The sequence below is a fragment of the Pleionea sp. WD8-19 genome (assembly GCF_055326765.1).
The window spans coordinates 155,208-178,008 of record NZ_JBUZOU010000008.1 but is presented as its reverse complement, the minus strand read 5'-3'; the positions used below and the strand labels follow the sequence as shown (position 1 = coordinate 178,008).

The window sequence follows — 22,801 nt, the reverse complement described above, 5'->3', positions numbered from 1 at the left end:
GGCAGCTTAATACTCATCAAGCTGCCTACATTGGGCCAATTAGAATTGTGTATTCAATACCAATTCAATATTCCGCTCAGCTCCCATCCAACAGTTGTTTTCGTTGTAACAGGCTCCCACATAACGCTTGTCAGTCACATTGTTCGCTGTTAATGCCAACGAAGTATCCATATTAATAGAATAACGTAGCGCGAAATCCACCAATGTGTGGCTCGGTACAGTATCTGTATTCATAGCATCCAACTGACTCTCACCAATATATCGAGCACCCGCACTGATTGCCCAATCATCGGATGGGTAGATATTTATCCAGACCGAAGCTTGATCTTCTGCAACCCAAATAGGCGTTTTGCCAACCAAATCGCTATTGAGCTCGTTTTTGGTAACTTCCACATTCATTTTGGTTAAATTTAATTCCAGATCAATCATTGGAGAAAATGCATGCTTCAGCCAAAACTCAATACCTTTTGATACCACTTCTCCGGTTTGCGTGTATTCCATAAAGTCTTCAGTATTTACCACTACATTTTCTTTGGTAAGGTCAAAATACGCGAATGTCATTTGTGTGGTTTGAGTGCTGCTCTGAAACTTGGTACCCAGTTCTACCTGACTTGCAAGCGTTGGTTTAAATGCTGATCCGGTCATCGTATCAACGCCAGACGTTGGCTCAAATGACTCCGAATAACTAATATAAGGCGCGAATCCAGAATCAAATGTATAGATAGCCGATAGACGAGCAGAAATTTCATCTTGATCAATTTCAGTTTCGCTTCCGAACGCAGTACCCAAATAAACATTTCCAGCGATATCCGCACTTTCATAGGTATCCCAACGTAAGCCACCTAGCACTGTTAACGAATGAAATTGAAACTCTTCTTGTAGATAAATACCCAGTTGCTCTTGCTTAATGCGATGACGCTCTTGATAAACATCAAACGGCATTAAAGAAGGATCAAAAAGAGTGTAGTTTGGCGCTGATAAATCCAGAGGGGCCGTTGCATTACTCAACGTATCACCGTACTGAACATCAGAGTCCAGCGTGTGGAACTCTATACCCATTAGAAATTGGTGCGAAGTTTCACCCGCATTAAATGACAATTGGAATTGGTTATCCACTACAAAACCATTGATTTTTTCGTAAGTAAAATACGCACTGCGTATTAACGTTTGATCATCTGGCAGCAATCCATAATTGTAACTGTTTTTTTGAAACGCATTTCCATCGGTAAACCGAAAGTTTTGTAAGAACCGAAAGTTTTCACTAAACTCGTGATTCAATTTATAACCGATCATGGTAACTTCGCGATCCATTCCTCCCCAATTTTTATCTCCAGCATAAGCGCTTGCATCGAGTTGTCCATAAGGTGCCGGGTACAATGTTCCAACCGCAGGTAAAGGATTCGACGGAACCATATCTGGGTCAAACTGATAGTACAAATTAAAGTTAATTTGCGTCGTGTTTGACATTCTCCAGGTAAAAGAAGGCGAAAAAGTACGCCGCTCTTCTTCTGTAGACACTTGTTGTCCGTCTTTTTGGCGTGCTAATAAATTGATACGTAAAGCCATATTTTCAGAAATGTTGGATTGAATATCCGCAGCAACTTCAACCAAGTTAAGGGTTCCAACTCGCGCTCGTAAGTGAGTTGAATCATCACCGGTCGGCAATTTTGCTGTTTGATTCACCATTCCTCCGGGAGGCGCTGAACCGTAAAGAACGGAAGTTGGCCCTTTCAATATTTCTATGCTTTCTGTTGCAAACGCATCCACCTGCGGAGCAAGATTCCATAATCCATTATATTGTAATGGCAGCCCATTATAATAATTGCGATAGGTTTCAAACCCACGAATTGTATATTGATCAAAAATAGTCACCGTTGGACGATTTTCCGGAGTCACACCGGGTACATAACGCAACGCTTCATTGACAGAGTCTACCTGACGCAGCTCCAATAACTCGCTATCGTACACCTCAAAACTCATGGGTGATTCCATCGGCGTAAGACTCGATTTTGTTCCAGTCGATCGATAAGTCTTACCATAAACCGTTACCTTTTTTACGTCAGAACGTTCATTTTCTTCCTCGATTTTTTCAGCCCACGCTGAAAAAGAGATTAAAGCGGCACTCATTGCTAAAACCAAAGGTTTTATGCGCGTTTCCATTTTTTATGACCCCTAAATTTCAAAATGTGATGTTTAAGGAGCGGCAATATACAAGCAAATTATCGTTATTGCAAATCATTATCATTTAGATTTATAAAATAAATATCATACTCTATTCAATACCCTTATTAAATTTAATCCTTTTATCTCAGCAACTTAATCTTATCGATAATAATTCTCATTTGCATTGCAATAAGAATGATTATCATTTATAGTTTTACGCAACAACAAAAATGAATCGTCAGCTTGAGGCGCATCGCACAACAGGATAGCCCAACTGACCATCAACAAATTATGGGAACGACTATGGGAAACGCCGAAGTTTTCACAGATATTGACGACATTCCTTTGGGTTTAAATGACCTCACTTCACCTACTCCATTTCTCTTTAATTCAAATTGTGAAATTGAATTTCGAAGAAGCATTCATCAAGCACTGGACCTAATTTGCCAACGCATTCGCAATACCGAGCAGCCTTTTAGTGGAATGACACCTCAAGCGCTAGCAGAAAGTTTTAAAGAAGTAAATCTGGAACAACCATTGACGTCACACTCGCTGGTTTTAAAGGAGTTGTATACCCTATATTTAAAAGACGCCGTTTACTTTCACCACCCCAAATACGTGGCGCACCTCAATTGTCCGGTTGTTTACCCCGCTATCGTTGCCGAACTGATTTTATCGTCGATTAATTCTTCTCTCGATACCTGGGACCAAAGCGCCGGAGGAACTTTAATTGAACAATCCTTAATCGACTGGACGTGCAGCAAACTGAACTTAGGTGAGCAAGCAGACGGAATATTTACCAGTGGTGGTACTCAATCCAACTTAATGGCGTTGTTATTGGCACGCGATCATTTTTGCCTGCAACATTTATTGCATTCACCAAAAACGGATGGGCTGCCAAAGGAAGCCAGTAAATTCAGAATTTTTACGTCTGAACTCAGTCATTTTAGTGTTCAAAAGTCTGCTGCACTATTGGGTCTGGGTTATCACTCAGTGATCAGCGTTAAAAGTGATCGACGTTATAAAGTGGATGTATGTGAACTACAAAAAAAAATTAATCAATCCAAACAACGTGGCGAAATTCCTATCGCCGTGATAGCAACCGCAGGCACTACCGATTTTGGCAGCATCGACCCGTTAACCTCAATTAGCAAACTGTGTCAGGAGCAGGATATCTGGTTTCACGTAGACGCTGCTTACGGGTGTGGCCTGCTTGTATCAAATCAACACAGAACTAAACTCGCAGGAATTGAACAAGCTGATTCGGTAACTGTTGATTATCACAAATCGTTTTTTCAACCAGTCAGTTGTGGTGCCTTTATGGTGAAAAATAGAAAACATCTTTCGGTAGTAACGCATCACGCGGATTACTTAAATCCACTGAGCCAATCGCAAGAGGGAACGCCCAACCTAGTCAACAAGAGTATTCAAACCACCAGACGATTTGATGCACTAAAACTTTGGTTAACGCTACGAATGATCGGGCCAAATCAATTGGGTCAATACTTCGATACGGTTATCCATTTGGCACAACGAGCATACCAGTTAATGTTAAGCAATCGTTCATTACAAGTACTGCATAAGCCAGAAATCAGTGCGCTGGTTTTTCGCTTTATTGGCGACTCAACCGTCAGCGAATTGAGTGCCATTGAAGATAAGCTTGACGAAATTAATCAAAATATACGCAAATCACTTTTTGCCAAAGGTGACGCGATAATTGCCGGAACCAAAGTCAATGGTCGCGCTTTTTTAAAGCTTACTTTGCTCAATCCAGCAACTACCGTCAGCGATATTGAGTATGTGATACATCGAATTACCGATATTGGAGCAGAACTCATGATTAATCATAAACAAGCCGCTCAAGTTGCATAGCACCATCGACGTTAACGTAACACCAACCAAATAAAGTATTGATTATGAAACCCATGATTTACGATTTTGTGGCCATCGGTATTGGCCCTTTTAATTTAAGCCTCGCTTGCTTAACCGCTCCTATTCAATCACTAAAAGGGGTATTCCTAGATAAAAATTCTGGGTTCGACTGGCATCCAGGAATGATGCTCGAAGATGCAACCTTACAAACCCCCTTTATGTCGGACTTAGTAACTTTAGCGGATCCTACTCATCCGCTCAGTTTCCTTAACTACAGTAAAAAAATGGGACGCTTGTATTCATTTTATATACGCGAAAACTTTTTTCTCATGCGTAAAGAGTACAATCAATATTGCCAGTGGGCAGCCTCCCAACTTCACAACCTCGAATTCAATACTGAAGTTAAAAGCATCGAATACGATACAAAACATAAGTGTTATCGTATCGAAGCTCGCTCCACCATAAATGATGCAAAAAAAGAGTATTTCGCTCATAAGTTAATACTGGGAACCGGACCCTCTCCATATATTCCGATCGCATGTCGTCACCTAACACGAAACACGCTCCATTCCAGCGAATACTTGGATCGCAAAAGCAGCATTCAAGATGGAAGAATCATTACCGTAGTGGGAAGTGGGCAAAGCGCGGCAGAAATTTTTTACGACCTTTTGCAGGACATCGATACCAAACATTATCAACTTAATTGGATCACGCGGTCACCTCGATTTTTTCCTTTGGAATACACTAAGTTAACATTGGAAATGACCTCTCCTGAATACGTCGACTATTTTCATCAATTGCCGAGTGAAAAAAGAGATAAATTATTACGACAACAGAAGCATTTATATAAAGGAATTAATTCGAGTTTGATCAATGATATTTTTGACAGGCTTTACATTAAACAGTTGAGCAGTGAACCGGATGTAAATTTACTGACCAATAGTGACCTGGTTAACTGTCGACACATCCACTCAAGCAACCGTATTAATCTTGACTTTTATCAAGTTGAACAAGAAGCCAACTTTCAATTATCAACCGAACATTTAATTTTGGCCACTGGATATCAATATCAAGTCCCCACTTTTCTTGAGCCTATAAAAGATCGTATTGGCTGGGACAAAAAAAGTCGATTTAAAGTGCATCGAAATTACAGCATCGACAATAATGCCAGTGAAATTTTTGTTCAAAATGCCGAACATCACACGCATGGGTTTGTAACGCCAGATTTAGGAATGGCGTGTTATCGAAACGCTAGCTTAATCCGAGAGTTAAGTGGATATGAATATTATCCCATAGAAGAGAGAATAGCATTTCAACAGTTTGATGCGCGACAGCTTGCTCAGTTCCAACAAACGATTAAGGTCTCCGCGTAATGAAACTCAAAACCGCGTTAGTCTTACTGACAGTGGTGTCGGTAATATGCGACTCCATGATACTTCCCTTTTATCCGCAGTTTTTTTCCGAAGCCTTTGCGGTAAATGATCCGAAACATACCGGCTACTACATAGCGGCGTGTTGTGTCACGGTTATGCTCATGTTTCCATTTTGGGCAAAAGTTGCACGAAAAGTTCACGAATTACATCTTTGGGTGTATACACAAATTGCAGCAGCTGCGCTTGGCATTGCCTGCTTTTATGCAACTTCCCTTGTTGAGTTTTGGATACTGTCGCAACTCATGCTGGTGTTTAAAGCCAGTTATTTATTAATTTACCCTTTCGTTATGCGACTCGAAGAAAAAGATGCTCACCTCAATATAGTCGGACTTTTTTCAGTCTTAATGCACTTTGGTGCAATTGGCGGCGCATTAGTTGGGGGGGCTACCTTGCAATGGTTTGAGCCGCAGAAGCTTTACTTAGTTATGGCCAGTGGTGATGCTTTGCAGGTTTTGGTGTGCTTATACCTCATTCGGAAACGTGGCATACATTGGCGGTCTCTACCCGATAACTCAGCTACCCTATCTTGCAAAGAAACAAAAAACCAATTGGCAGAAGAAACTCAAATAAAAACCGAATTCAACAAACAGCATCATTACTTGTTCAAACTCGGCGCAGTCACACTGCTGTTTTATTTTGCGGCCTTTAGCATTCGCCCATTCTTATCCAGTTATTGGGAATCCATATCCACTTTAGACAGCAAGCTCATATCAGGTTTGGTCTATTCCGTTCCCGGTTGGGTTGCTTTAGTTGGACTCTGGTTAAACTACCGATTAAAAAGTCGGTTATCGTTACATCAGCGCATTCTATTCGCCATATTTTGGACGCTACTCGGAAGTCTATTGCAATCTACCAATAACGAACTGGTCTTAATAGCGGGAAGAGTACTCTACGGCTGGGGATTATTCCAAGCGATGGTTTGCTTAGAAGTATTGATGTTTCAACTCAGTGTACCCGAGCGGTATGCCTATGATTTTAGCCGAATTCATATTTTCCAAAACTTAGGCGTCATACTTTCATCATTTGTGACCGGATACCTGGTATCCCATTGGACATTACAAACGCCATTTTATGTATCTTGCTTGATGTTTTTAGTCACTATTATTTGTTTCGGATGGCTCTTTAAACACCAACTGCTTTCAAGCTCAAACTCCTGTGAAGAACAAGCCTGGGCAAAATCGTAGCGACTATTAGTATCGAAACTCAAAAACGTGTTGTCATTCATCAAAACGAATTAAGAGTAATTATTATGAACACATTATATTCCACTTATATTGAAGGACTGGGCGATTGTGAGATCCGAACTTTAGACCTGCCCGCAGATGCTTACTTTATTCACCAGTGGGTTACACAGCCTTATGCACAGTATTGGGGAATGCGCGATCACAAGCTTGAACAGGTGGTTTCCTTCTACGAAAACCTCGGAGCCAATACTCATGAATTTGCGCTTGTTGGCATCATTAATGGAAAACCTGAGTTTTTGATTGAGGTGTATCATCCTCAGTATCATTCAATCCGTGATCACTATGATGCAAAAGAAAGTGATAGAGGTATGCATTTATTGGTGGCTCCTTGTCAGGCTCGAAAAAAAGGATTTACCACTCACATTATGACATTGGTTTTGGAATATCTTTTTAGTGATGATCAAGTCGACCGAATTGTGGTTGAGCCCGACTCGCGCAATCATAAAATTCATCAGCTTAATCGACGGGTTGGATTTTCGCATGAACGCATCATTCAGTTAGAAGAAAAAACAGCGTACCTTGGTTTTTGTTCACGAAAACAATTTCAGTTGGCTAAAACCCTTCTTCATAACCGCAACGACACTCCCTTGAATCAAAGTCCGCAGCTTGCAACGAATAATATCGAATCGAAAATCTGGCAGAAAGTGAATCAACTGCATTTAAAGAAATGTTTATCCGAATTGTCCCACGAACGGATCTTAAAGCCTCAATTAATCGCGCAAGAAAGCGAATGGGGTCACTATCGATTAACTGGTGATCTTCCGGATTTGGAATACCGTTTTCGCGCACAATTACTAGAACTGGAACATTGGTTAATCGACACCAAGTCTATTGAAAAATGGATTCAAGGAGAATTGCATCCACTGGACTCCGTTCAATTTATTCTTGAGTTCAATTCGCTTCTTAAAATTCCACAAGACAAACTGGGTACTTATTTAGAAGAAATTACCAGTACGTTATACAGCAGCGCGTATAAAATGAACAATCAGACGTTTACGTCCAGCGAACTCACTCAAGCTGAATTTCAACAAGTAGAAGCCGCGATGACAGAAGGACACCCGGCCTTTATCGCTAATAATGGCCGCATAGGATTCGATGCTTCTGATTATCGTGCGTACACTCCAGAAGCCGCGACACCTATGGCATTGATATGGTTAGCGGCACACAAAAGTCGCTCTCATTTTTCTCACAGCTTCGATGTTGAGTATCAACTTTTCATCGAACAAGAGCTGGACCCAACGTTACACGAAAACTTTAAACAACAATTAGCGTCCAAATCACTTAACCCCGATGATTATCTTCTACTTCCGGTGCATCCTTGGCAGTGGTTTAATAAATTGGCGAATGTATTTTCACCCGATATTGCTTCCTCTTATCTTGTTTGTTTAGGGTACGGGAACGAAGCTTACCAAGCGCAACAATCGATCCGAACCTTCTTCAATTTGTCACACCCTACTAAACATTACGTAAAAACAGCTCTATCTATTTTAAATATGGGTTTTATGCGTGGTCTTTCTGCCGAATACATGAAAGCCACTCCAGCCATTAACGATTGGGTGAATTCTCTGATTAACAAAGACGATGATTTACAGAAAATGGGGTTTTCCATTCTACGAGAAGTTGCAGCAATTGGATATCAAAATCCATACTATGAGAATCAACTAGTTGGCAATACGCCCTATAAAAAGATGCTCTCTGCTCTTTGGCGAGAAAGCCCAGTCAAAAGCCTGAAACCAAATCAACGGATGATGACAATGGCGTCACTGCTTCATATCGATGCCGAAGGTAATGCGTTATTACCCGAGTTGATCAAAACCTCGGGACAATCAACCGATCGCTGGTTATCTGCTTACTTTAATATATACCTATCTCCTTTATTGCATTGCTTCTTCAAACACCAACTCGTCTTTATGCCACATGGCGAAAACATCATTCTAGTTTTAGAAAACAATGTCCCCGTTAAAGCTATTATGAAAGATATTGGTGAAGAAGTTTGCCTGTTGAACTCCGATAGAGAGTTGCCAGAACTGGTGCAACGTATTTCAATAAAAATGGAAAAAGACATTGAACTCTTATCGATATTTACTGACGTTTTCGATTGCTTTTTCCGATTTATGTCAGCCATTTTGGTCGAGCATATGAACTTTAATGAAAATCAGTTCTGGCGTTTAGTGGCACAGTGCATACGACAGTACCAAAGGCAGCACCCTGAGTTAGCACAAAGATTCATCGAACACGATTTGTTTCAGGATAAGTTCAAGCACTCTTGTTTAAACAGATTGCAGCTGTGCAACAACCAGCAAATGATAGATTTAACGGATCCTGCTAAAAACCTTCAATTTGCGGGCCATCTTATTAACCCCATCGCAAAACTCAGAAATCAGAGCTTAAGCATTTCGGAAAACACTGAACAGGAATCACCAGGAACTATTAATTTCAAACTGGCAACCAGTGAAATTTAGCCATGATGCACTCTTTATTGGAAACCGCTAATCGTTGCCCCTTGTTAAAAGCGGATGTTTTTAACAAGTGGCAATCACTCGCCAAAGAAATGCATTGTGAATTAATAAAGGATAGTGAAGTTGATGTTTCACTAGACTGTTGGTCTCAGCTGAAGAGCGTTTCACCATTAAATATTTTCGAAATTTATGAAACCTTGGTTCGAGAGCATACAAATGGATACAGGGTTTACTGTTCTTTAAGAAGTTGGCAATTGCTGATTTGGAAGCCGATCTATTTATCCTCATTGGCTGCTGTTGAGTTTAAAATGAGTCTCGATATGAATTACTTTTACATTCAAATCGACAAAGGGAAACCACAACTGTGTGCAATGGGGTCTTTTTATTCCATTGAAAATAGCAAAGAGGAAGCCATTAAACATACGCGTGAACAACTGAGAGAACAGATCCTGTTATTGCTAAATAATTTCAATTCGGTAAAACCAATGAAAGAAGCGATTGCCATACGCCTCGTACATGACTGTCTACTGTTTTCACTAGTCCGATTACAGAGCATAAGTCCGCAAAAAATCTCAAACGAACAATTGGAATACTATGCTTGGTTGTGGCTACAAGGTTGGGAAATCAACATTAAACAACCGCTATTTGACTGGAACCAGCAACACTTAAGAAACGACGTAATACGTCGTAGCTGCTGTTTTCATTATTTATTGGAGTCTGACAACCTATGTTCCAACTGCCCAAAACTCAAATGATACATGAGCAACTTCAATATGAATTCAAAAAATAATTGCGAACGAATATTAACACTCGACCTTGGCCGTGGCTTGGCGGTTATATTGATGATAATGGTACATACCCTTTGGATGTATGGTAGTCAGTACGCTCAAACTGAGTCCATCATTGGGCATACGCTACACTTTCTCGGAAAAGGTACTGCTGCATTTTTAGTTTTAATGGGCTTTTCTTTAGCACTGTCACAACAATCGTCAGCCAAAGATGCCTTAATTCGCAGCGTTGTTCTACTCTTGGTCGGCTACGGTTTGAATGGATTAAAATTTATAGTCCCTATTCTTGTCGGTACCATGCCGGAAAGTTTTATCGAAGCTTATGGTTGGCAAAGCCCACTCAATACACATCAGTACTTGTACCTTATTTTAACCGGCGATATTTTGCAGCTGGCAGGTGTATCCCTGTTTTTAATCGCCATAATCCGACAATTTACCCTTAGTAAGTTTACCATTCTTGCATTAGCAATACTCATAGCCAGCGTCTCCCAGATGTTAAGCGGATTTCAACTCGGAATAAAGGGTGTTGACTATGTCCTCGATCTACTTTTTGGCAACAAGTTTAATGTTTACTTTCCAGCATTCCCCTGGGTATCGTGTGTTTTGTTCGGCTTGTTTTTTGGACGCTTGTATCGAGAGAAGAACCATTCTCAAGAATGGGTGTTTCAACGCATGGCCCAGTCTGGCTTAGTTTTTCTTGTGATAGGTGGCTGTTTGATGCTCTTTAATTTTGAGTATCACTTTAATGACTTCTTTCATCTTGGGCCTGGTGGTGTTTTTTATCTGACTGGTCTAAATCTTATTATGCTCTGGGGAATATATTTATTCAGTCGGAAATATCACCTACCACTCACGTTTCGTTTACTGTCCTATTGCAGTAGAAAGGTGACCAGTGTTTACGTCATTCAATGGACACTGGTGTGTTGGGGCATGGGCATTGTTGGATTCCAAACGCTCTCTCCGCTTGCACTAATTACTTCGCTACCTGTAATGATCACTTTGACTTTTATAGTACAACGGTTATTGGATATCACACTTACCTATTTAAAAGAAAATACGTCAAATCGTAAAGAAAAAGTACTGACGAATCACTGCTTGAAAAAGGTTTAGCTTTTTCCATATCAAATTAAAAATCCGGGAGGGTGCTTTGCTCCTCCCGGACCACAGGATTTAATATTCTCGAGTATCAATTCGTATTTTTAGTTTCCTAGTAAAAACACAAACATTCTTATAAGCGCCGAGCTCAAGACAGAGTCATCATTTTAATCTCAATGCCCAAAAAACGCAGTGTCCTCTAAAATTAAAATATGAAATTAAAAAATGCTCACTCTTTTATTCTATAAAGCGTCGCGTATAACACGGGCACCACAATCAAAGTCAATAAAGTGGCAAATCCGAGACCAAACATAATGGTTACGGCCATTGACTTAAAAAACACATCAAAGAGCAATGGAATCATCCCAAGTATGGTAGTGATCGCTGCCATAGAAACCGGTCGAACACGACTGACCCCAGCATCAACAACAGCTTGATAAGCTGTTTTGCCTTGCTTCATTTCAATATGCACCTGATCAACTAATACGATGCCATTTTTAATAATCATGCCTGACAGACTCAGTAGCCCTAATAAAGCCATAAAGCTAAAAGGTGCATCCATGACCAACAAACCTAATGTCACACCGATAATCGCCAAGGGTACTGTGGCCCATATAACCAAGGGTGTTCTGATTGCATTAAACAACAAAACAGTGATCATAAACATGGCCAAATAACCCAGTGGCAGTGAACCGAAAATAGCCTTTCTGGCTTTCGATGACGACTCATGCTCCCCACCCCAATCCAGAGAATAGCCAGGTGGCAGCTCAATGGATTCAATTTTAGGCCGAACACGCTTGAATAATGTAGCCGCGGTTTCATCCCCGAGTACGTCGTGATCGGCCTGTACCGTAATCGTCCGTTTTCTATCACGACGCATAATCAACGCGTTTTCCCATTCTAAGGTAAAAGCATCGACTACTTGTGTAATCGGCACATAAACCTTTAACACGGGGCTGTAAATTTGCAGATCCGTTAAGCTATCTATTGAAAGCCTTTCGCTTGCAGGTGAACGAGCAATAATGGGTAGAATACGAGTACCCTCTCGATAAATGCCGATTTGTTTGCCGCTAAAATTGGTAAGCAGCAGTTCATCCAAATCCGACTTACTGATCCCTAATCGACGTGCAATTGCTTCATTAAATTGTGGCCGGATTATTTTGCTCGGTTGCTGCCAATCATGACGAATATTATGCGCGCCGCTGTCTTGCATTAAAATAGATTCCGCTTGTTGCGCTAATTCACGAAGAATAGTGGGATCTGGACCAATAAAACGAGCAGCGATTTTCGATTCCGTTGAGGGACCTATTTCCATCGGCTTCACCTTTACATTGGCATTAAGAAAGTGCAACTTTGCGTACTCACGTACCTGCCCCATGATAGGTTCAACTTGTTCGCGGTCTTTAACGCGAACAATTAATTGACCATAACCTTTATACGATTTTTGCGGCGCGTAAGTCAGCATAAACCGAGGTGCGCCGCGCCCTACAGTGGTTGAAACCTCCACAACTGATTCTTGTTGTAAAAGATACGATTGCAATGCTTGAATATCTTTTTGCGTCTCTCGAATATCCGACCCCTGATAGCGCCAATAATCCACATAAAACATAGGTGTGTTAGAGGCTGGAAAGAATGCCTGCTTAACCTGTCCGAATCCAATAAAGGAAAGCAACAAAAGTACAATCATTATCGATAAAGTCACCGCTCTGTGACGCAAGCTTTTAACCAGCAGCTCCCGATACAACTCAAACAAAACGCCTTTATAGGGATCGCTTTCATCTTGCATTTGGTTTTTCTTATTTTCTTTGAAAAATAGATCTGCGAAAAACGGTGTTAAAGTAATCGCGGTGACCCAACTTAAAAACAAAGAAATTAACAAGACATGAAACAGACTTCCGGCGAACTCTCCGGTAGCATCAGAAGAGAGTCCTATTGGCGCAAAAGCAGTAATCGCGATTACCGTTGCCCCCAACAACGGCCACTTGGTTTGTTCAACAATATTTATTGCCGCCTGCATCTTGGTATGCCCTCGTTTAACGCCCACCAAAATACCTTCAGTGATCACAATGGCATTATCGACTAGCATTCCAAGAGCAATGATCAATGCTCCTAGCGATATTCGCTGTAAATCAATTGCGAATAACTTCATAAAAATAAAAGTACCTAAAACAGTCAACAAAAGAATCAAGCCAATTAATACACCACTACGCAAACCCATAAACAAAAGCAACACTAATATCACAATGGCAATTGCTTGAATTAAGCTAATAATAAAGCCCGATACAGACTGTTCCACTTCGGCTGGTTGTTTATAAACGGTATTAATTTCCATCCCGACGGGGCGAAGATGTTCTATTTCTGCGAGGCGATGATCAATTTTTTGACCTACTTCAACTACGTTCACACCGGAAGAAAAAGAAACACCAAGAAAGATAGCTTTGTTTCCGTTGTAGCCCACGATGTTGTCAGGTACTTCAACGTATTGCTTGGAAATTTGCGCGACATCTCCCAGATAAATGAGCTTGGAGTCACCGGGTTTGGATATTAATAAACTCTCCAACTCTCGAACACTTTTAAATTCTCCCGTAGGATGAAAACGAATGGACTCTCCACCCACTTTAATACGGCCGGCATTGGAAACGATGTTTTGATTTTGCAATAACTGAAAAATATGACTAGGTGGTATACCCAATGTCGATAATCGATGGCTGGAAACTTCAACCACCACTTGGTCTTGCAGGTTACCGGCCGTAGTAACTTTGCCGACACCTTTCACCAGCACCAACTCACGCTTCAAATAGTTGACGTAATCACTGAGCTCCTCAAACTGGTACCCGTCACCTGTTATAGCGTACAAAATACCGTAAACATCACCAAAATCATCATACACTTGTGAAGGATTCACACCAGGTGGCAAACGACTGGCGTTGTCACTGACCTTGCGTCTGAGTTCATCCCAAATTTGTTGCAAATCTTTTTTACGGTAGATGTTTTTCATCTCAACAATAATCTGCGACAATCCCGCCGATGAAATCGAAGTAACGTGATCAACATAGGGTAACGATTGAATCGCATTTTCAATGGGATAAGTAACTTCTTCCTCCACCTGCTCCGGGCTTGCACCAGGATAAGCGGTGATAACCATTGCTTGTTTAAGTGTAAATTCAGGATCTTCCAGTTGACCCAATCCCAGATAACTGAAAATACCACCAACGAAAAAGAGCAGTGCCAGCATCCAACTGATGACTTTTTTTTCTATCGAAAGTTGAGCAAGACTCATTAGATACCCCGCTCTTTTGACCAGGGGCGAACTTTCATTCCTGGTTTAAGATAGTGAACCCCAGCCGTTACTACATGGTCGCCTACCGAAACTCCTGATAATATCACCTGTCCTTCATTGTGTATTTGACCAAGCGTTACTTTTTGCCTTTGAACTTCCTGTGATTTTGGATCGTATTTCCAAACATACCCTTCGCCTTGTTTCGGTAACTCGCCTTCAAGTGCGAATATAGCTTCAACCGGTAATACGATATGATTTGCTGATACAACACCTAGCTGACTTAAATCGATATGTACTTTTGCTGTCATTCCCGGTAATACGTTTAACTCTTGCGGCGTCGGTAACGAAAAAACAACTTTATAAGTTAACGTTGTAGGATCAGCTTGCGTATCCCACTCTTTCACATTCAGTAAATATTCTTTTTCCTGTAATGCATCGAAGGTAACGCTGGGCTGATACTTCTCGTTACGCTTCACGCGCGCCATAATTCGTTCTGGAACCTGAATCGAAACATCCATTCGGTCACGATTTAACAGTCGAAGAATGTTTTGTTTGGCTTGAATATTTTCTCGGTTTTTAACATATACCTGGGCAATTGATCCTTCATAGGGTGCTCGCAGTTCCGTATATTCCAAATCGGAGCGTGCTTTTTCCAACTCCGCTTCAGCAATTAATAAATTTGCACGTGCTTCATCGAGCTGAGATTGCGCTGCAAGATTTTTTTCCTTTAATGAGTTAGCGCGTTCAAATTGTGATTTGGCTAACTCGTATCGCGCTTCGCGATCATTTAATCGTAATTTAAAATCTTCTGGATCCAATCGAGCCAGTAGCTGCCCTTTTTCTACCAATTGACCCGGCTTAACAGGAAATTCGATTAATTCACCACTGACACGAAACGCCAAACTTGCACCCAAGTTAGCTTCTACCGTGGCAGGAAAACTTCGAATGGTATCTGTTGACTCGTCCGTTACCTGGATGATCTTGGCCGGACGAATGGCTTCGGATGGCGGCTCTTGTTCTGTTGGCTGGCAGGCGCTGATTACAAGAACCAGGAGGGTAAAAATCGATAAATGGATTAATGTTTTCATTGAAACCTCATTTGTTTCAAGGAGTTGCGCGGTATTCATTTCGGAATATTAACGTTAAACCTGTTAAAATAATATTTAACTTATATTAGCAACATGTTAAATATTATTTATGAACCTAGAGCAATTACGCATCCTGCAACATATTGTAGAAGAAGGCAGCCTGAAAGGCGCGGCTGAACAGCTGCACAAAACTCAACCTGCGTTATCTATGGCCATCAAGAAGTTGGAAGTGTCCTTAGGCTTCGAATTACTGGATCGTCGCGAGTATCGACTTAAGCTCACTCAAAGGGGCAAGACCTTTTATCGGCAAGCCAAAATAATTTTGCAGGGTATGGATCGCCTACAAACATTAGGCAATCAGTTAGCGCAAGGTGAAGAACCGGATTTCAGCATCACCTTTGAAAACGCCTGTCCTCCTAATTTGTTCATGCACGCGCTCAATGAAACGTTACTTCGGTTTAAGGCAACACAATTTAATATTTCCAGCGGCTTTCGATTTTCCTCCTTGCAACATATCAGTGAAAAGCAATCAGATTTAGGTATCGGTCCGTGGTTTCATGTGATGCACTCCAGTGGTGATTTTGAAACGCAGGTACTGGGTGAATACCACTTAATTCTTGCCGTATCGCCCCAATTACTGGAACAAGAAAGTAAGCTCACTCTATCACGCTTAAGCAAATATCCCATAATTACAACTCATGAAAGTGCGCTGAACTTCGATAACGACAGTCTTTCTGCTTTTAAATCAGCGAGCCAACAGTTTCGAGTGACCGATATCGAAACCGCTCGTCGTATGCTTTTAAACAATTTGGGCTGGGGGATGATACCAAAGCACTACGTAGAAGAGGATCTGCAAAACCAAACTCTGACACAAATTGAGCTGGATGACTTTGAATGGGAGTTTAAAGGTGAGATCCGTGCATTTCGACGTTTTGATCGAACACATGGACCTGTTGCCGAATACATTTGGGAGCGATTAAAGTTAAATACTTGATAATAGCTATGCAATCCTTGTCTGTATAACACTTTTTAACTTTTACATTTCAACAATTAAGTGAATAATATTAGACGGACTGCTTATCCAAAAGCCATTTACGGACTCCGGAAGCTTTTCAATCTCGTCACGAAAATCACAACCCTTTTCCGATAAATACTGTTTTGCTTCATTTATATTTGAGGTTTCAATTTCAAGCCAAATTTCAGCCTGACTTAAACCATCAATTTTATCAACCCATAGGTTTTTATCGCCAAACACAAATGCAACCGATGGGAAAGGATCGGAAGACGTTATTTCTTTTCGGGAAAGACACAGTATATTTTCATAAAAGTCGACGGTTTGTTCGTATTCATGACACGGAACTTTTATAGCAATATTTTTACCTGGGAAAAACTTTGGTTTCATTTTCGCTCCATCGACTTGTCCAATAAACGAGTTGCACTGAAAGACAACTCGCTTTTTAAAGATTAATGATTGCTGTCGTTACGGAACGCTCAAATGTCGAACCGATCGAGCTGCATTACTTTTGTCCAAGCTTTTGCAAAATCGTGAACAAAGCGCTGCATCGAGTTATCAAATGCATAAACTTCCGCTATCGCTCGTAACTCCGCATTAGAGCCGAAAACAAGATCAACCGGCGTTGCCGTATATTTTACTTTTCCTGACTTTCGATCAACGCCTTCATACAGCCCCTCTGTTTTTGCTTTTTGCCAAACCGTTGACATATCAAGCAAGTTTACAAAATAGTCATTGGTAAGCGTTCCAGCGCGGTTCGTAAATATACCGTGCTGTACTCCACGACTATTCGCATTCAGCACACGCAATCCACCTATCAACACGGTCATTTCAGGTACCGTCAAATTCAATTGATCGGCCTTATCAACCAACATTTCTGCAGGAGAAAGGTAACTTTCCTTGACATTAAAGTAATTTCGAAAAGCATCAGCTGTAGGCTTTAACAGCTCAAAGGATTCTATATCTGTGAGTGCTTGCGTTGTATCATTTCGACCTGGTACAAAGGATACGTTTATTTTTATTCCGACATCCTGAGCTGCTTTTTCAATCGCTGCAGCACCTCCTAAAACAATCAAATCGGCAAGTGATATTTGAGTATTGTTTTTTGAATTTATATTGAATTTTTTTTGAATGCTTTTCAGTTTACCCAACACCCTTTTTAATTCAGCTGGATTGTTCACTTCCCAATCTTTTTGAGGCGCAAGCGCGATACGAGCACCATTCGCCCCCCCCCGCATATCACTCGACCGAAAACTTGAAGCTGACGCCCAAGCCGTTCGAACCAACTCAGATAGGGTTAATCCTGACTTTAATATATCCCGTTTAAGTTTTTCCACGTCATCCGCACTTACCAAGGTATAATCAATTTCGGGAATGGGATCTTGCCAGATTAAAGTTTCGTCCGGTTGCATATTCCCGAGGTATCGTGAAGTTGGCCCCAGATCACGATGTGTAAGCTTATACCATGCTTTTGCAAAAGCTAATCGATATTCTTCGGGGTTAGCTAAAAATCGCTCCGCAATTTTTCGATAGCTCGAATCAAACTTTAATGCTAGGTCAGCCGTTGTCATCACCGGTGAGTTTTTCTTTTCTTTAATGTGTGCATCGGGAACAGACTTATGCGCTGATTCATCGGTAGGAACCCATTGAATGCCTCCTGCCGGACTGAAAACCTGTTTCCACTCAAATTTAAGTAAGTTCGATAAGTACAGGGTTGTCCATTGAGTCGGTAATTGTGTCCATGCACCTTCTAGTCCACTTGTCACAGTATCTTCTGAATGCCCTTTCCCACAATTATTTTTCCAACCTAACCCTTGGGCTTCGATAGCACTTGCTGCAGGTTCAACGCCAACACATTTCTTTGCATTGTGTGCACCATGCATTTTGCCAAACGTGTGGCCTCCTGCTATTAGAGCGACCGTCTCTTCATCATTCATGGCCATACGACCGAAAGCCACTCTGATGTTTTTAGCGGACCCTAACGGATCCGGCTTTCCCTTGGGACCTTCTGGGTTAACATAAATCAACCCCATATGAGTGGCACCCAATGGTCGTTGAAGTTCACCACCATGCTCTTCTCTATCGCTGGCTAACATTTCTAATTCAGGTCCCCAGTACACAATATCCGGCTCCCAATCATCTGCTCGGCCACCGGCAAATCCAAACGTTTTAAAGCCCATGTTTTCCAGTGCAACATTACCCGCGAGGATCATCAAGTCACCCCAAGATAAATTCTCACCGTATTTCTTTTTCACAGGCCAAAGCAATCGTCGAGCTTTATCTAAGTTACCATTATCTGGCCAGCTGTTGAGCGGGTCAAAACGCATTTGCCCTCCATCTCCACCACCTCGTCCGTCAAGAGTTCGGTAAGTACCAGCACTGTGCCAAGCCATGCGAATAAAGAAAGGACCATAGTTACCAAAATCAGCGGGCCACCAATCCTGGGAGTCAGTAAGTACCTGATTGATATCCGATTTAACTTTTGTTAAATCAAGTTTGTTAAATGCTTTTGCGTAGTCAAAATCGTCACCTAATGGATTAGAGCGGTAGTCATGATCCCTTAATGGAGTAAGGTCAAGTTGATCAGGCCACCAAAACTGATTGCTCCTAGCTTTTTTTTCTGCGGCGATATTTTTACTCGCTTCCCTCTCATTATTTGCCGATATATCTGACAAAGATATAGCAAATATTGATAATGCAATGCCTTTAATCATACTGTTATGTACAAATACTTTACTTATCACGAGCAGCCCTCCCTTTTGGACGGAGTCTATTTAAATGTTATATGGATTCATAAAATTAAAGCGACACACACAATAAATAAAGGATTAAAAAATCCCTTATCGCGATGAGAAAGAATGCGTATCTAACGCCTCATTAAAACCTTAGGACGTTATTGGGGTGAACGACAATTGAATAAATCGATTACTGAAATCTGTTTTTTAAATCAACAGCTATCTCGCTAATGTAATTGTTCTGGTTCCTTAATCTTTTAGTTCAATCCATCAATCGTTTATCCGAATGTCACTTTTCAACCCTGAGCCGCTAGTGAGAAGGGTGTTAAATAGTTTGGTCCGATAGAACGAAACCACTTGAAAGTCCAAACGACTGATAATTGTCATCATAGGACTACTTTGTATCTACTTTGAATGTAGCCAAAATTAAAGGGTTTGCAATATTCGAGTTCGAGCTCGATATCCGAAGGTAGCTCTCCAAAAAGACGAATGCCTTTGCCTATTAGCACGGGAATAATTGTGACAGTAATTTCGTTCACCATTTGCGAAGCGAAAAACCGCTGAATTGTATTACCTCCATCCACATAAATATGGTTAAACCCTTTTTCCGTTAAATTTTTACATAGGACTTTAGGTTCTCCTTTTCCAACTTTTACGTTTCCAATAAGGTTTTCTGGAATACTTACACCGCTTTCACTGAGAACGAGCACGCGTTTACCAATATACGGCCAAGGCTTGAATTCGAGAGACTTCCGAAAAGTGTTACTTCCCATTACGATGATATCAATGTCAGAAATAAAATTATTGTAGCCACAATCTTCCTCTTTCGGCACTTTCTTATTTGCTTTATCGAGCCAATCAAGATCGCCATCAGGCCTTGCAATAAAACCATCTAAGCTTGTCGCTACAAAAACAGAAACTTTAGCTACCAAGGATCCATCTCCACAATTCTATTACGCAAACAAAGATAATGAACGGTCACAAGTGAAGCTTAAAATGATTTAGTTCACCATAGAGTGCCACATCACATACTAATAGTTGTAAATATCATTAAAAGCAAACCCTTGAGAAACTTACTTCAACTTCTGCATGACAACGAGGATGTATTCTGAATACTAATATAACGACAGGAACGTCAGTTTTACGTTGATTTAATGTTTTTCAATATTTTTTTGCTAATCGCTCACTCCGCGAATTATCAAAAACGGAAACTCACAGCTTTAAAGAACTCTTATATTGTCCGCTTCGTGTCCTTTTACCCTATTTATGCATTATTAATTTCCATATTCCATTCTTCTTCGAATCCAGACCTTTCAAGGTATCCGCCAATAGAATGATAAAGCTTTTCCGTCCAGTATTGAGCACTGCCGTCGCATGGCAACTCTAGCTCCTTGTTACTAACAGATTCGCTGACCATTTTCCAAAAAAACTTACTCAAATAGGTTGCCTGTTCGCTAGAATTGACAACGCCTTCATTTAAGATCTTTTCGGCCCTTTGGTCGCACAACAATTTTGCGAATAACAGTACAACCAACTTTTCTTCTTCATATTTATAGGTAATCATGGAACTTCACCTGCATTCTTACTATCGACATTTTGAATGACTACGTTAATCTATAATATACTGCCCGTCGAATCTTATGAGACGAAAATCGCAGTTAATTCACTCAATTTTCCAAATATCTTAGAACAGCACGAACTAGCACCCAGCAGTATCTTAAAACTAGAGTGATTTAAAATTGGCAATGCAGGTTTAAAAGTTGCTGGCCCGCCAGAATCATTAAGTCAGAAATTACGAGATTGAGTTCAAACTGATCCATCAACGAGTTCGAATAATTTGCTGTTTTGATCCATGAAATAAATTGATTAGCGACACCTTTATTTTGTCTAACTTTTATACACATTTAATAGGCGTAGAAGCCGTTAGCCGTAAAACTCCTACACCTATTATCATTAATGTATACAAAAAATAAACTAATTACTCACACCAAATATCAATTGTTCTAGTGGTATCGCCTGAAGGTAACCCTCCGAAAGAAGATGACGATGCATACCCAGCTCTAAAAGCTTTAAACTTCTTAAAGCCTCTATCTTGACATTTTTTATCGGCGAATTCTGGGTAATCCAATTTCTCATTTTTACTGCTTTGGAACCATGCGCCTTGTTCTACATACTTAGCAGAAATATCCGGAGGCGTTTCGTCACCATTAGCCAATTTTGGAACAACTCCAGCGGCTGGATTAGAGGCGCACCCTGATAGCAACAAAGCAGTCATACCAACCGTAATCAATAATTTTGTAGTCATTTTATCTCTCTATATTGAAATTTAAGTGAAAAATAATAGCTTATTCACCTTCAATAAAAAATGTGCATATTCCCATTTATACACTTGGAAAAACTATACCCACAAAAGGTTTTAGCTTATTTCCAAAACCAATAAAAAAGAGATAGTCAAATTTTGATCTATTAGTCCTTGTGAAAGCACAATCGTTTTAATTATACCAACGCGACTTCATTCAGCTAAGGAATATTTGATTACCTCTCTCCGTCAAATGCGTTAGGATTAACAATTTTTAGCTACTTTCAAGACTTGATAGACGGTAATAGCAAAAAGTTCACTCAACCCATCATCGAAAATATAGACGATGCGCTCACTTTGCTTCAATACTTAATAGGAATTCATCCAGTGCTTTATTAAATTCTTTCGGCCTCTCCCAAAACATCATATGCTTACCCATATAGAAAGTACTGGCCGATGGAGTGTTGGCTTTAATCCACTTATCCGCCACGACTTTCATCTCATCCCTAACAATATACATTAAAGGCACTTTACCCTCTAATGCTTCAAGATCCTCACTGTAATCTAAATAAAACCCTGTGGCATTAGTAATGGAAGCTACGCTGCTTGAAGTCTGGCTTGCGATCTTTGTGAGCCAAGCTAACTTTTCAGTTGTGGGATTTTCGAGCATCCATTTGCAAAACTCTTTAATAACCTTGTCTCGATCTTCTATGATCCCCTCAGTAAAAGATCTTGAATAACCATTTGCATCATCATTTAAGTACCAGACCCATTCATCATAGGACTCACCTGCTATATTGGGTCCCGTATCAATCATTATCATCGCTTTGATCTTATCGGTACCAAACTGGTTTATATAAGACAATTGCTCAGTCACACCATAAGACCATCCAGCCAAAATAACTTCCTTTAACTCCAGCTTTTCAATTAGTTGAGCGAGATCACGAGCATGCTGTTGGTAAGTGTGCCCCTCTACTGGTTTTGACGATTTTCCTTGGCCTCTCGGATCGAAAGTCAGAGCTGTATACTTTTTCGAATGTTTAAAGTGGACGAGTTGATGTTCAAAAACATCCGTTGACATCATCCATCCTGGAATAAAAATAATCGTTGTCTTACCACTTCCCGCCTGTTCATAATGAATGGTGAGATTTTCATCTATTACAACGGTTTCTGCCGTTACACCATACGAAATGACTACTAATCCTATAATTAATGCAAGGTTTAATATTCTCATAGCAATTTATTAAACTTTCTCTATGCTTTTTTAACACTGTAAACTTGAATTATCGAGCTATTATACCTAAACCAATAATTAAAATCGCTTGAACCTGTG

Annotated in this window: 16 protein-coding genes; 7 read left to right on the top strand and 9 right to left on the bottom strand. The window is 40.6% G+C overall.

The window, feature by feature from the left end:
* Positions 1–39: 39 nt before the first annotated feature.
* A complete protein-coding gene (locus ACTUJY_RS11975) occupies positions 40–2,160 on the bottom strand; it encodes a TonB-dependent siderophore receptor (protein ID WP_463616325.1) in 2,121 nt (706 codons plus the stop codon).
* A 306-nt stretch (positions 2,161–2,466) separates the two neighbouring features.
* On the opposite strand from ACTUJY_RS11975, the gene ACTUJY_RS11970 reads away from it, so the two are divergent.
* The 6 genes from ACTUJY_RS11970 (at position 2,467) to ACTUJY_RS11945 (ending at position 11,069) form a co-directional block, all read left to right on the top strand.
* Positions 2,467–4,035 carry a pyridoxal phosphate-dependent decarboxylase family protein gene (locus ACTUJY_RS11970; protein WP_463616324.1) on the top strand — a complete coding sequence of 523 codons (1,569 nt, stop codon included), beginning with the start codon at positions 2,467–2,469 and terminating at the stop codon, positions 4,033–4,035.
* Between the two features lie 44 nt (positions 4,036–4,079).
* Positions 4,080–5,408, top strand: a complete 1,329-nt coding sequence (locus ACTUJY_RS11965; protein ID WP_463616323.1) for a lysine N(6)-hydroxylase/L-ornithine N(5)-oxygenase family protein — start codon at positions 4,080–4,082, stop codon at positions 5,406–5,408.
* On the top strand, positions 5,408–6,652 hold the full coding sequence (locus ACTUJY_RS11960) for an MFS transporter (protein WP_463616322.1): 1,245 nt from the start codon (positions 5,408–5,410) through the stop codon (positions 6,650–6,652). The genes ACTUJY_RS11965 and ACTUJY_RS11960 overlap by 1 nt, the downstream gene beginning before the upstream one ends.
* A 65-nt stretch (positions 6,653–6,717) precedes the next feature.
* On the top strand, positions 6,718–9,174 hold the full coding sequence (locus ACTUJY_RS11955; RefSeq protein ID WP_463616321.1) for a GNAT family N-acetyltransferase: 2,457 nt from the start codon (positions 6,718–6,720) through the stop codon (positions 9,172–9,174).
* 2 nt (positions 9,175–9,176) lie between these two features.
* Positions 9,177–9,926 carry a (2Fe-2S)-binding protein gene (locus ACTUJY_RS11950; protein ID WP_463616320.1) on the top strand — a complete coding sequence of 250 codons (750 nt, stop codon included), beginning with the start codon at positions 9,177–9,179 and terminating at the stop codon, positions 9,924–9,926.
* An 18-nt stretch (positions 9,927–9,944) separates the two neighbouring features.
* Complete coding sequence (locus ACTUJY_RS11945) at positions 9,945–11,069, top strand: heparan-alpha-glucosaminide N-acetyltransferase domain-containing protein (RefSeq protein ID WP_463616319.1); 1,125 nt, start codon at positions 9,945–9,947, stop codon at positions 11,067–11,069.
* 214 nt (positions 11,070–11,283) lie between these two features.
* On the opposite strand, the gene ACTUJY_RS11940 is transcribed toward ACTUJY_RS11945, so the two are convergent.
* Both ACTUJY_RS11940 and ACTUJY_RS11935 read right to left on the bottom strand, forming a co-directional pair.
* The gene (locus tag ACTUJY_RS11940; RefSeq protein WP_463616318.1) at positions 11,284–14,334 is read right to left on the bottom strand and encodes an efflux RND transporter permease subunit; all 3,051 of its coding nucleotides are present in this window, start codon (positions 14,332–14,334) and stop codon (positions 11,284–11,286) included.
* Positions 14,334–15,422 carry an efflux RND transporter periplasmic adaptor subunit gene (locus ACTUJY_RS11935; RefSeq protein WP_463616317.1) on the bottom strand — a complete coding sequence of 363 codons (1,089 nt, stop codon included), beginning with the start codon at positions 15,420–15,422 and terminating at the stop codon, positions 14,334–14,336. The genes ACTUJY_RS11940 and ACTUJY_RS11935 overlap by 1 nt, the downstream gene beginning before the upstream one ends.
* Before the next feature lie 109 nt (positions 15,423–15,531).
* Here ACTUJY_RS11935 and ACTUJY_RS11930 point away from each other — a divergent pair, with 109 nt between their 5' ends.
* The gene (locus ACTUJY_RS11930) at positions 15,532–16,416 is read left to right on the top strand and encodes a LysR family transcriptional regulator (RefSeq protein WP_463616316.1); all 885 of its coding nucleotides are present in this window, start codon (positions 15,532–15,534) and stop codon (positions 16,414–16,416) included.
* A 42-nt stretch (positions 16,417–16,458) separates the two neighbouring features.
* Here ACTUJY_RS11930 and ACTUJY_RS11925 read toward each other — a convergent pair whose 3' ends face one another.
* The 6 genes from ACTUJY_RS11925 to ACTUJY_RS11900 all read right to left on the bottom strand — a co-directional run bounded on the left by ACTUJY_RS11925 (position 16,459) and on the right by ACTUJY_RS11900 (position 22,702).
* On the bottom strand, positions 16,459–16,824 hold the full coding sequence (locus ACTUJY_RS11925) for a VOC family protein (RefSeq protein WP_463616315.1): 366 nt from the start codon (positions 16,822–16,824) through the stop codon (positions 16,459–16,461).
* 89 nt (positions 16,825–16,913) lie between these two features.
* The gene (gene katG / locus ACTUJY_RS11920; protein WP_463616355.1) at positions 16,914–19,148 is read right to left on the bottom strand and encodes a catalase/peroxidase HPI; all 2,235 of its coding nucleotides are present in this window, start codon (positions 19,146–19,148) and stop codon (positions 16,914–16,916) included.
* A 407-nt stretch (positions 19,149–19,555) separates the two neighbouring features.
* Complete coding sequence (locus ACTUJY_RS11915; RefSeq protein WP_463616314.1) at positions 19,556–20,101, bottom strand: dihydrofolate reductase family protein; 546 nt, start codon at positions 20,099–20,101, stop codon at positions 19,556–19,558.
* Positions 20,102–20,433: 332 nt separating this feature from the next.
* Positions 20,434–20,733, bottom strand: a complete 300-nt coding sequence (locus ACTUJY_RS11910) for a hypothetical protein (protein WP_463616313.1) — start codon at positions 20,731–20,733, stop codon at positions 20,434–20,436.
* 414 nt (positions 20,734–21,147) lie between these two features.
* A complete protein-coding gene (locus ACTUJY_RS11905) occupies positions 21,148–21,474 on the bottom strand; it encodes a hypothetical protein (RefSeq protein ID WP_463616312.1) in 327 nt (108 codons plus the stop codon).
* Positions 21,475–21,820: 346 nt separating this feature from the next.
* Positions 21,821–22,702, bottom strand: coding sequence for an alpha/beta fold hydrolase (locus ACTUJY_RS11900; protein WP_463616311.1), 882 nt, complete (start codon positions 22,700–22,702; stop codon positions 21,821–21,823).
* Positions 22,703–22,801: the final 99 nt, after the last annotated feature.

Coding starts and splice junctions, on each gene's coding strand:
- ACTUJY_RS11975 (WP_463616325.1), bottom strand. CDS start 2,160: ATGGAAACGCGCATAAAACCTTTGGTTTTAGCAATGAGTGCCGCTTTA.
- ACTUJY_RS11970 (WP_463616324.1), top strand. CDS start 2,467: ATGGGAAACGCCGAAGTTTTCACAGATATTGACGACATTCCTTTGGGT.
- ACTUJY_RS11965 (WP_463616323.1), top strand. CDS start 4,080: ATGAAACCCATGATTTACGATTTTGTGGCCATCGGTATTGGCCCTTTT.
- ACTUJY_RS11960 (WP_463616322.1), top strand. CDS start 5,408: ATGAAACTCAAAACCGCGTTAGTCTTACTGACAGTGGTGTCGGTAATA.
- ACTUJY_RS11955 (WP_463616321.1), top strand. CDS start 6,718: ATGAACACATTATATTCCACTTATATTGAAGGACTGGGCGATTGTGAG.
- ACTUJY_RS11950 (WP_463616320.1), top strand. CDS start 9,177: ATGATGCACTCTTTATTGGAAACCGCTAATCGTTGCCCCTTGTTAAAA.
- ACTUJY_RS11945 (WP_463616319.1), top strand. CDS start 9,945: ATGAATTCAAAAAATAATTGCGAACGAATATTAACACTCGACCTTGGC.
- ACTUJY_RS11940 (WP_463616318.1), bottom strand. CDS start 14,334: ATGAGTCTTGCTCAACTTTCGATAGAAAAAAAAGTCATCAGTTGGATG.
- ACTUJY_RS11935 (WP_463616317.1), bottom strand. CDS start 15,422: ATGAAAACATTAATCCATTTATCGATTTTTACCCTCCTGGTTCTTGTA.
- ACTUJY_RS11930 (WP_463616316.1), top strand. CDS start 15,532: ATGAACCTAGAGCAATTACGCATCCTGCAACATATTGTAGAAGAAGGC.
- ACTUJY_RS11925 (WP_463616315.1), bottom strand. CDS start 16,824: ATGAAACCAAAGTTTTTCCCAGGTAAAAATATTGCTATAAAAGTTCCG.
- katG (WP_463616355.1), bottom strand. CDS start 19,148: ATGATTAAAGGCATTGCATTATCAATATTTGCTATATCTTTGTCAGAT.
- ACTUJY_RS11910 (WP_463616313.1), bottom strand. CDS start 20,733: ATGATTACCTATAAATATGAAGAAGAAAAGTTGGTTGTACTGTTATTC.
- ACTUJY_RS11905 (WP_463616312.1), bottom strand. CDS start 21,474: ATGACTACAAAATTATTGATTACGGTTGGTATGACTGCTTTGTTGCTA.
- ACTUJY_RS11900 (WP_463616311.1), bottom strand. CDS start 22,702: ATGAGAATATTAAACCTTGCATTAATTATAGGATTAGTAGTCATTTCG.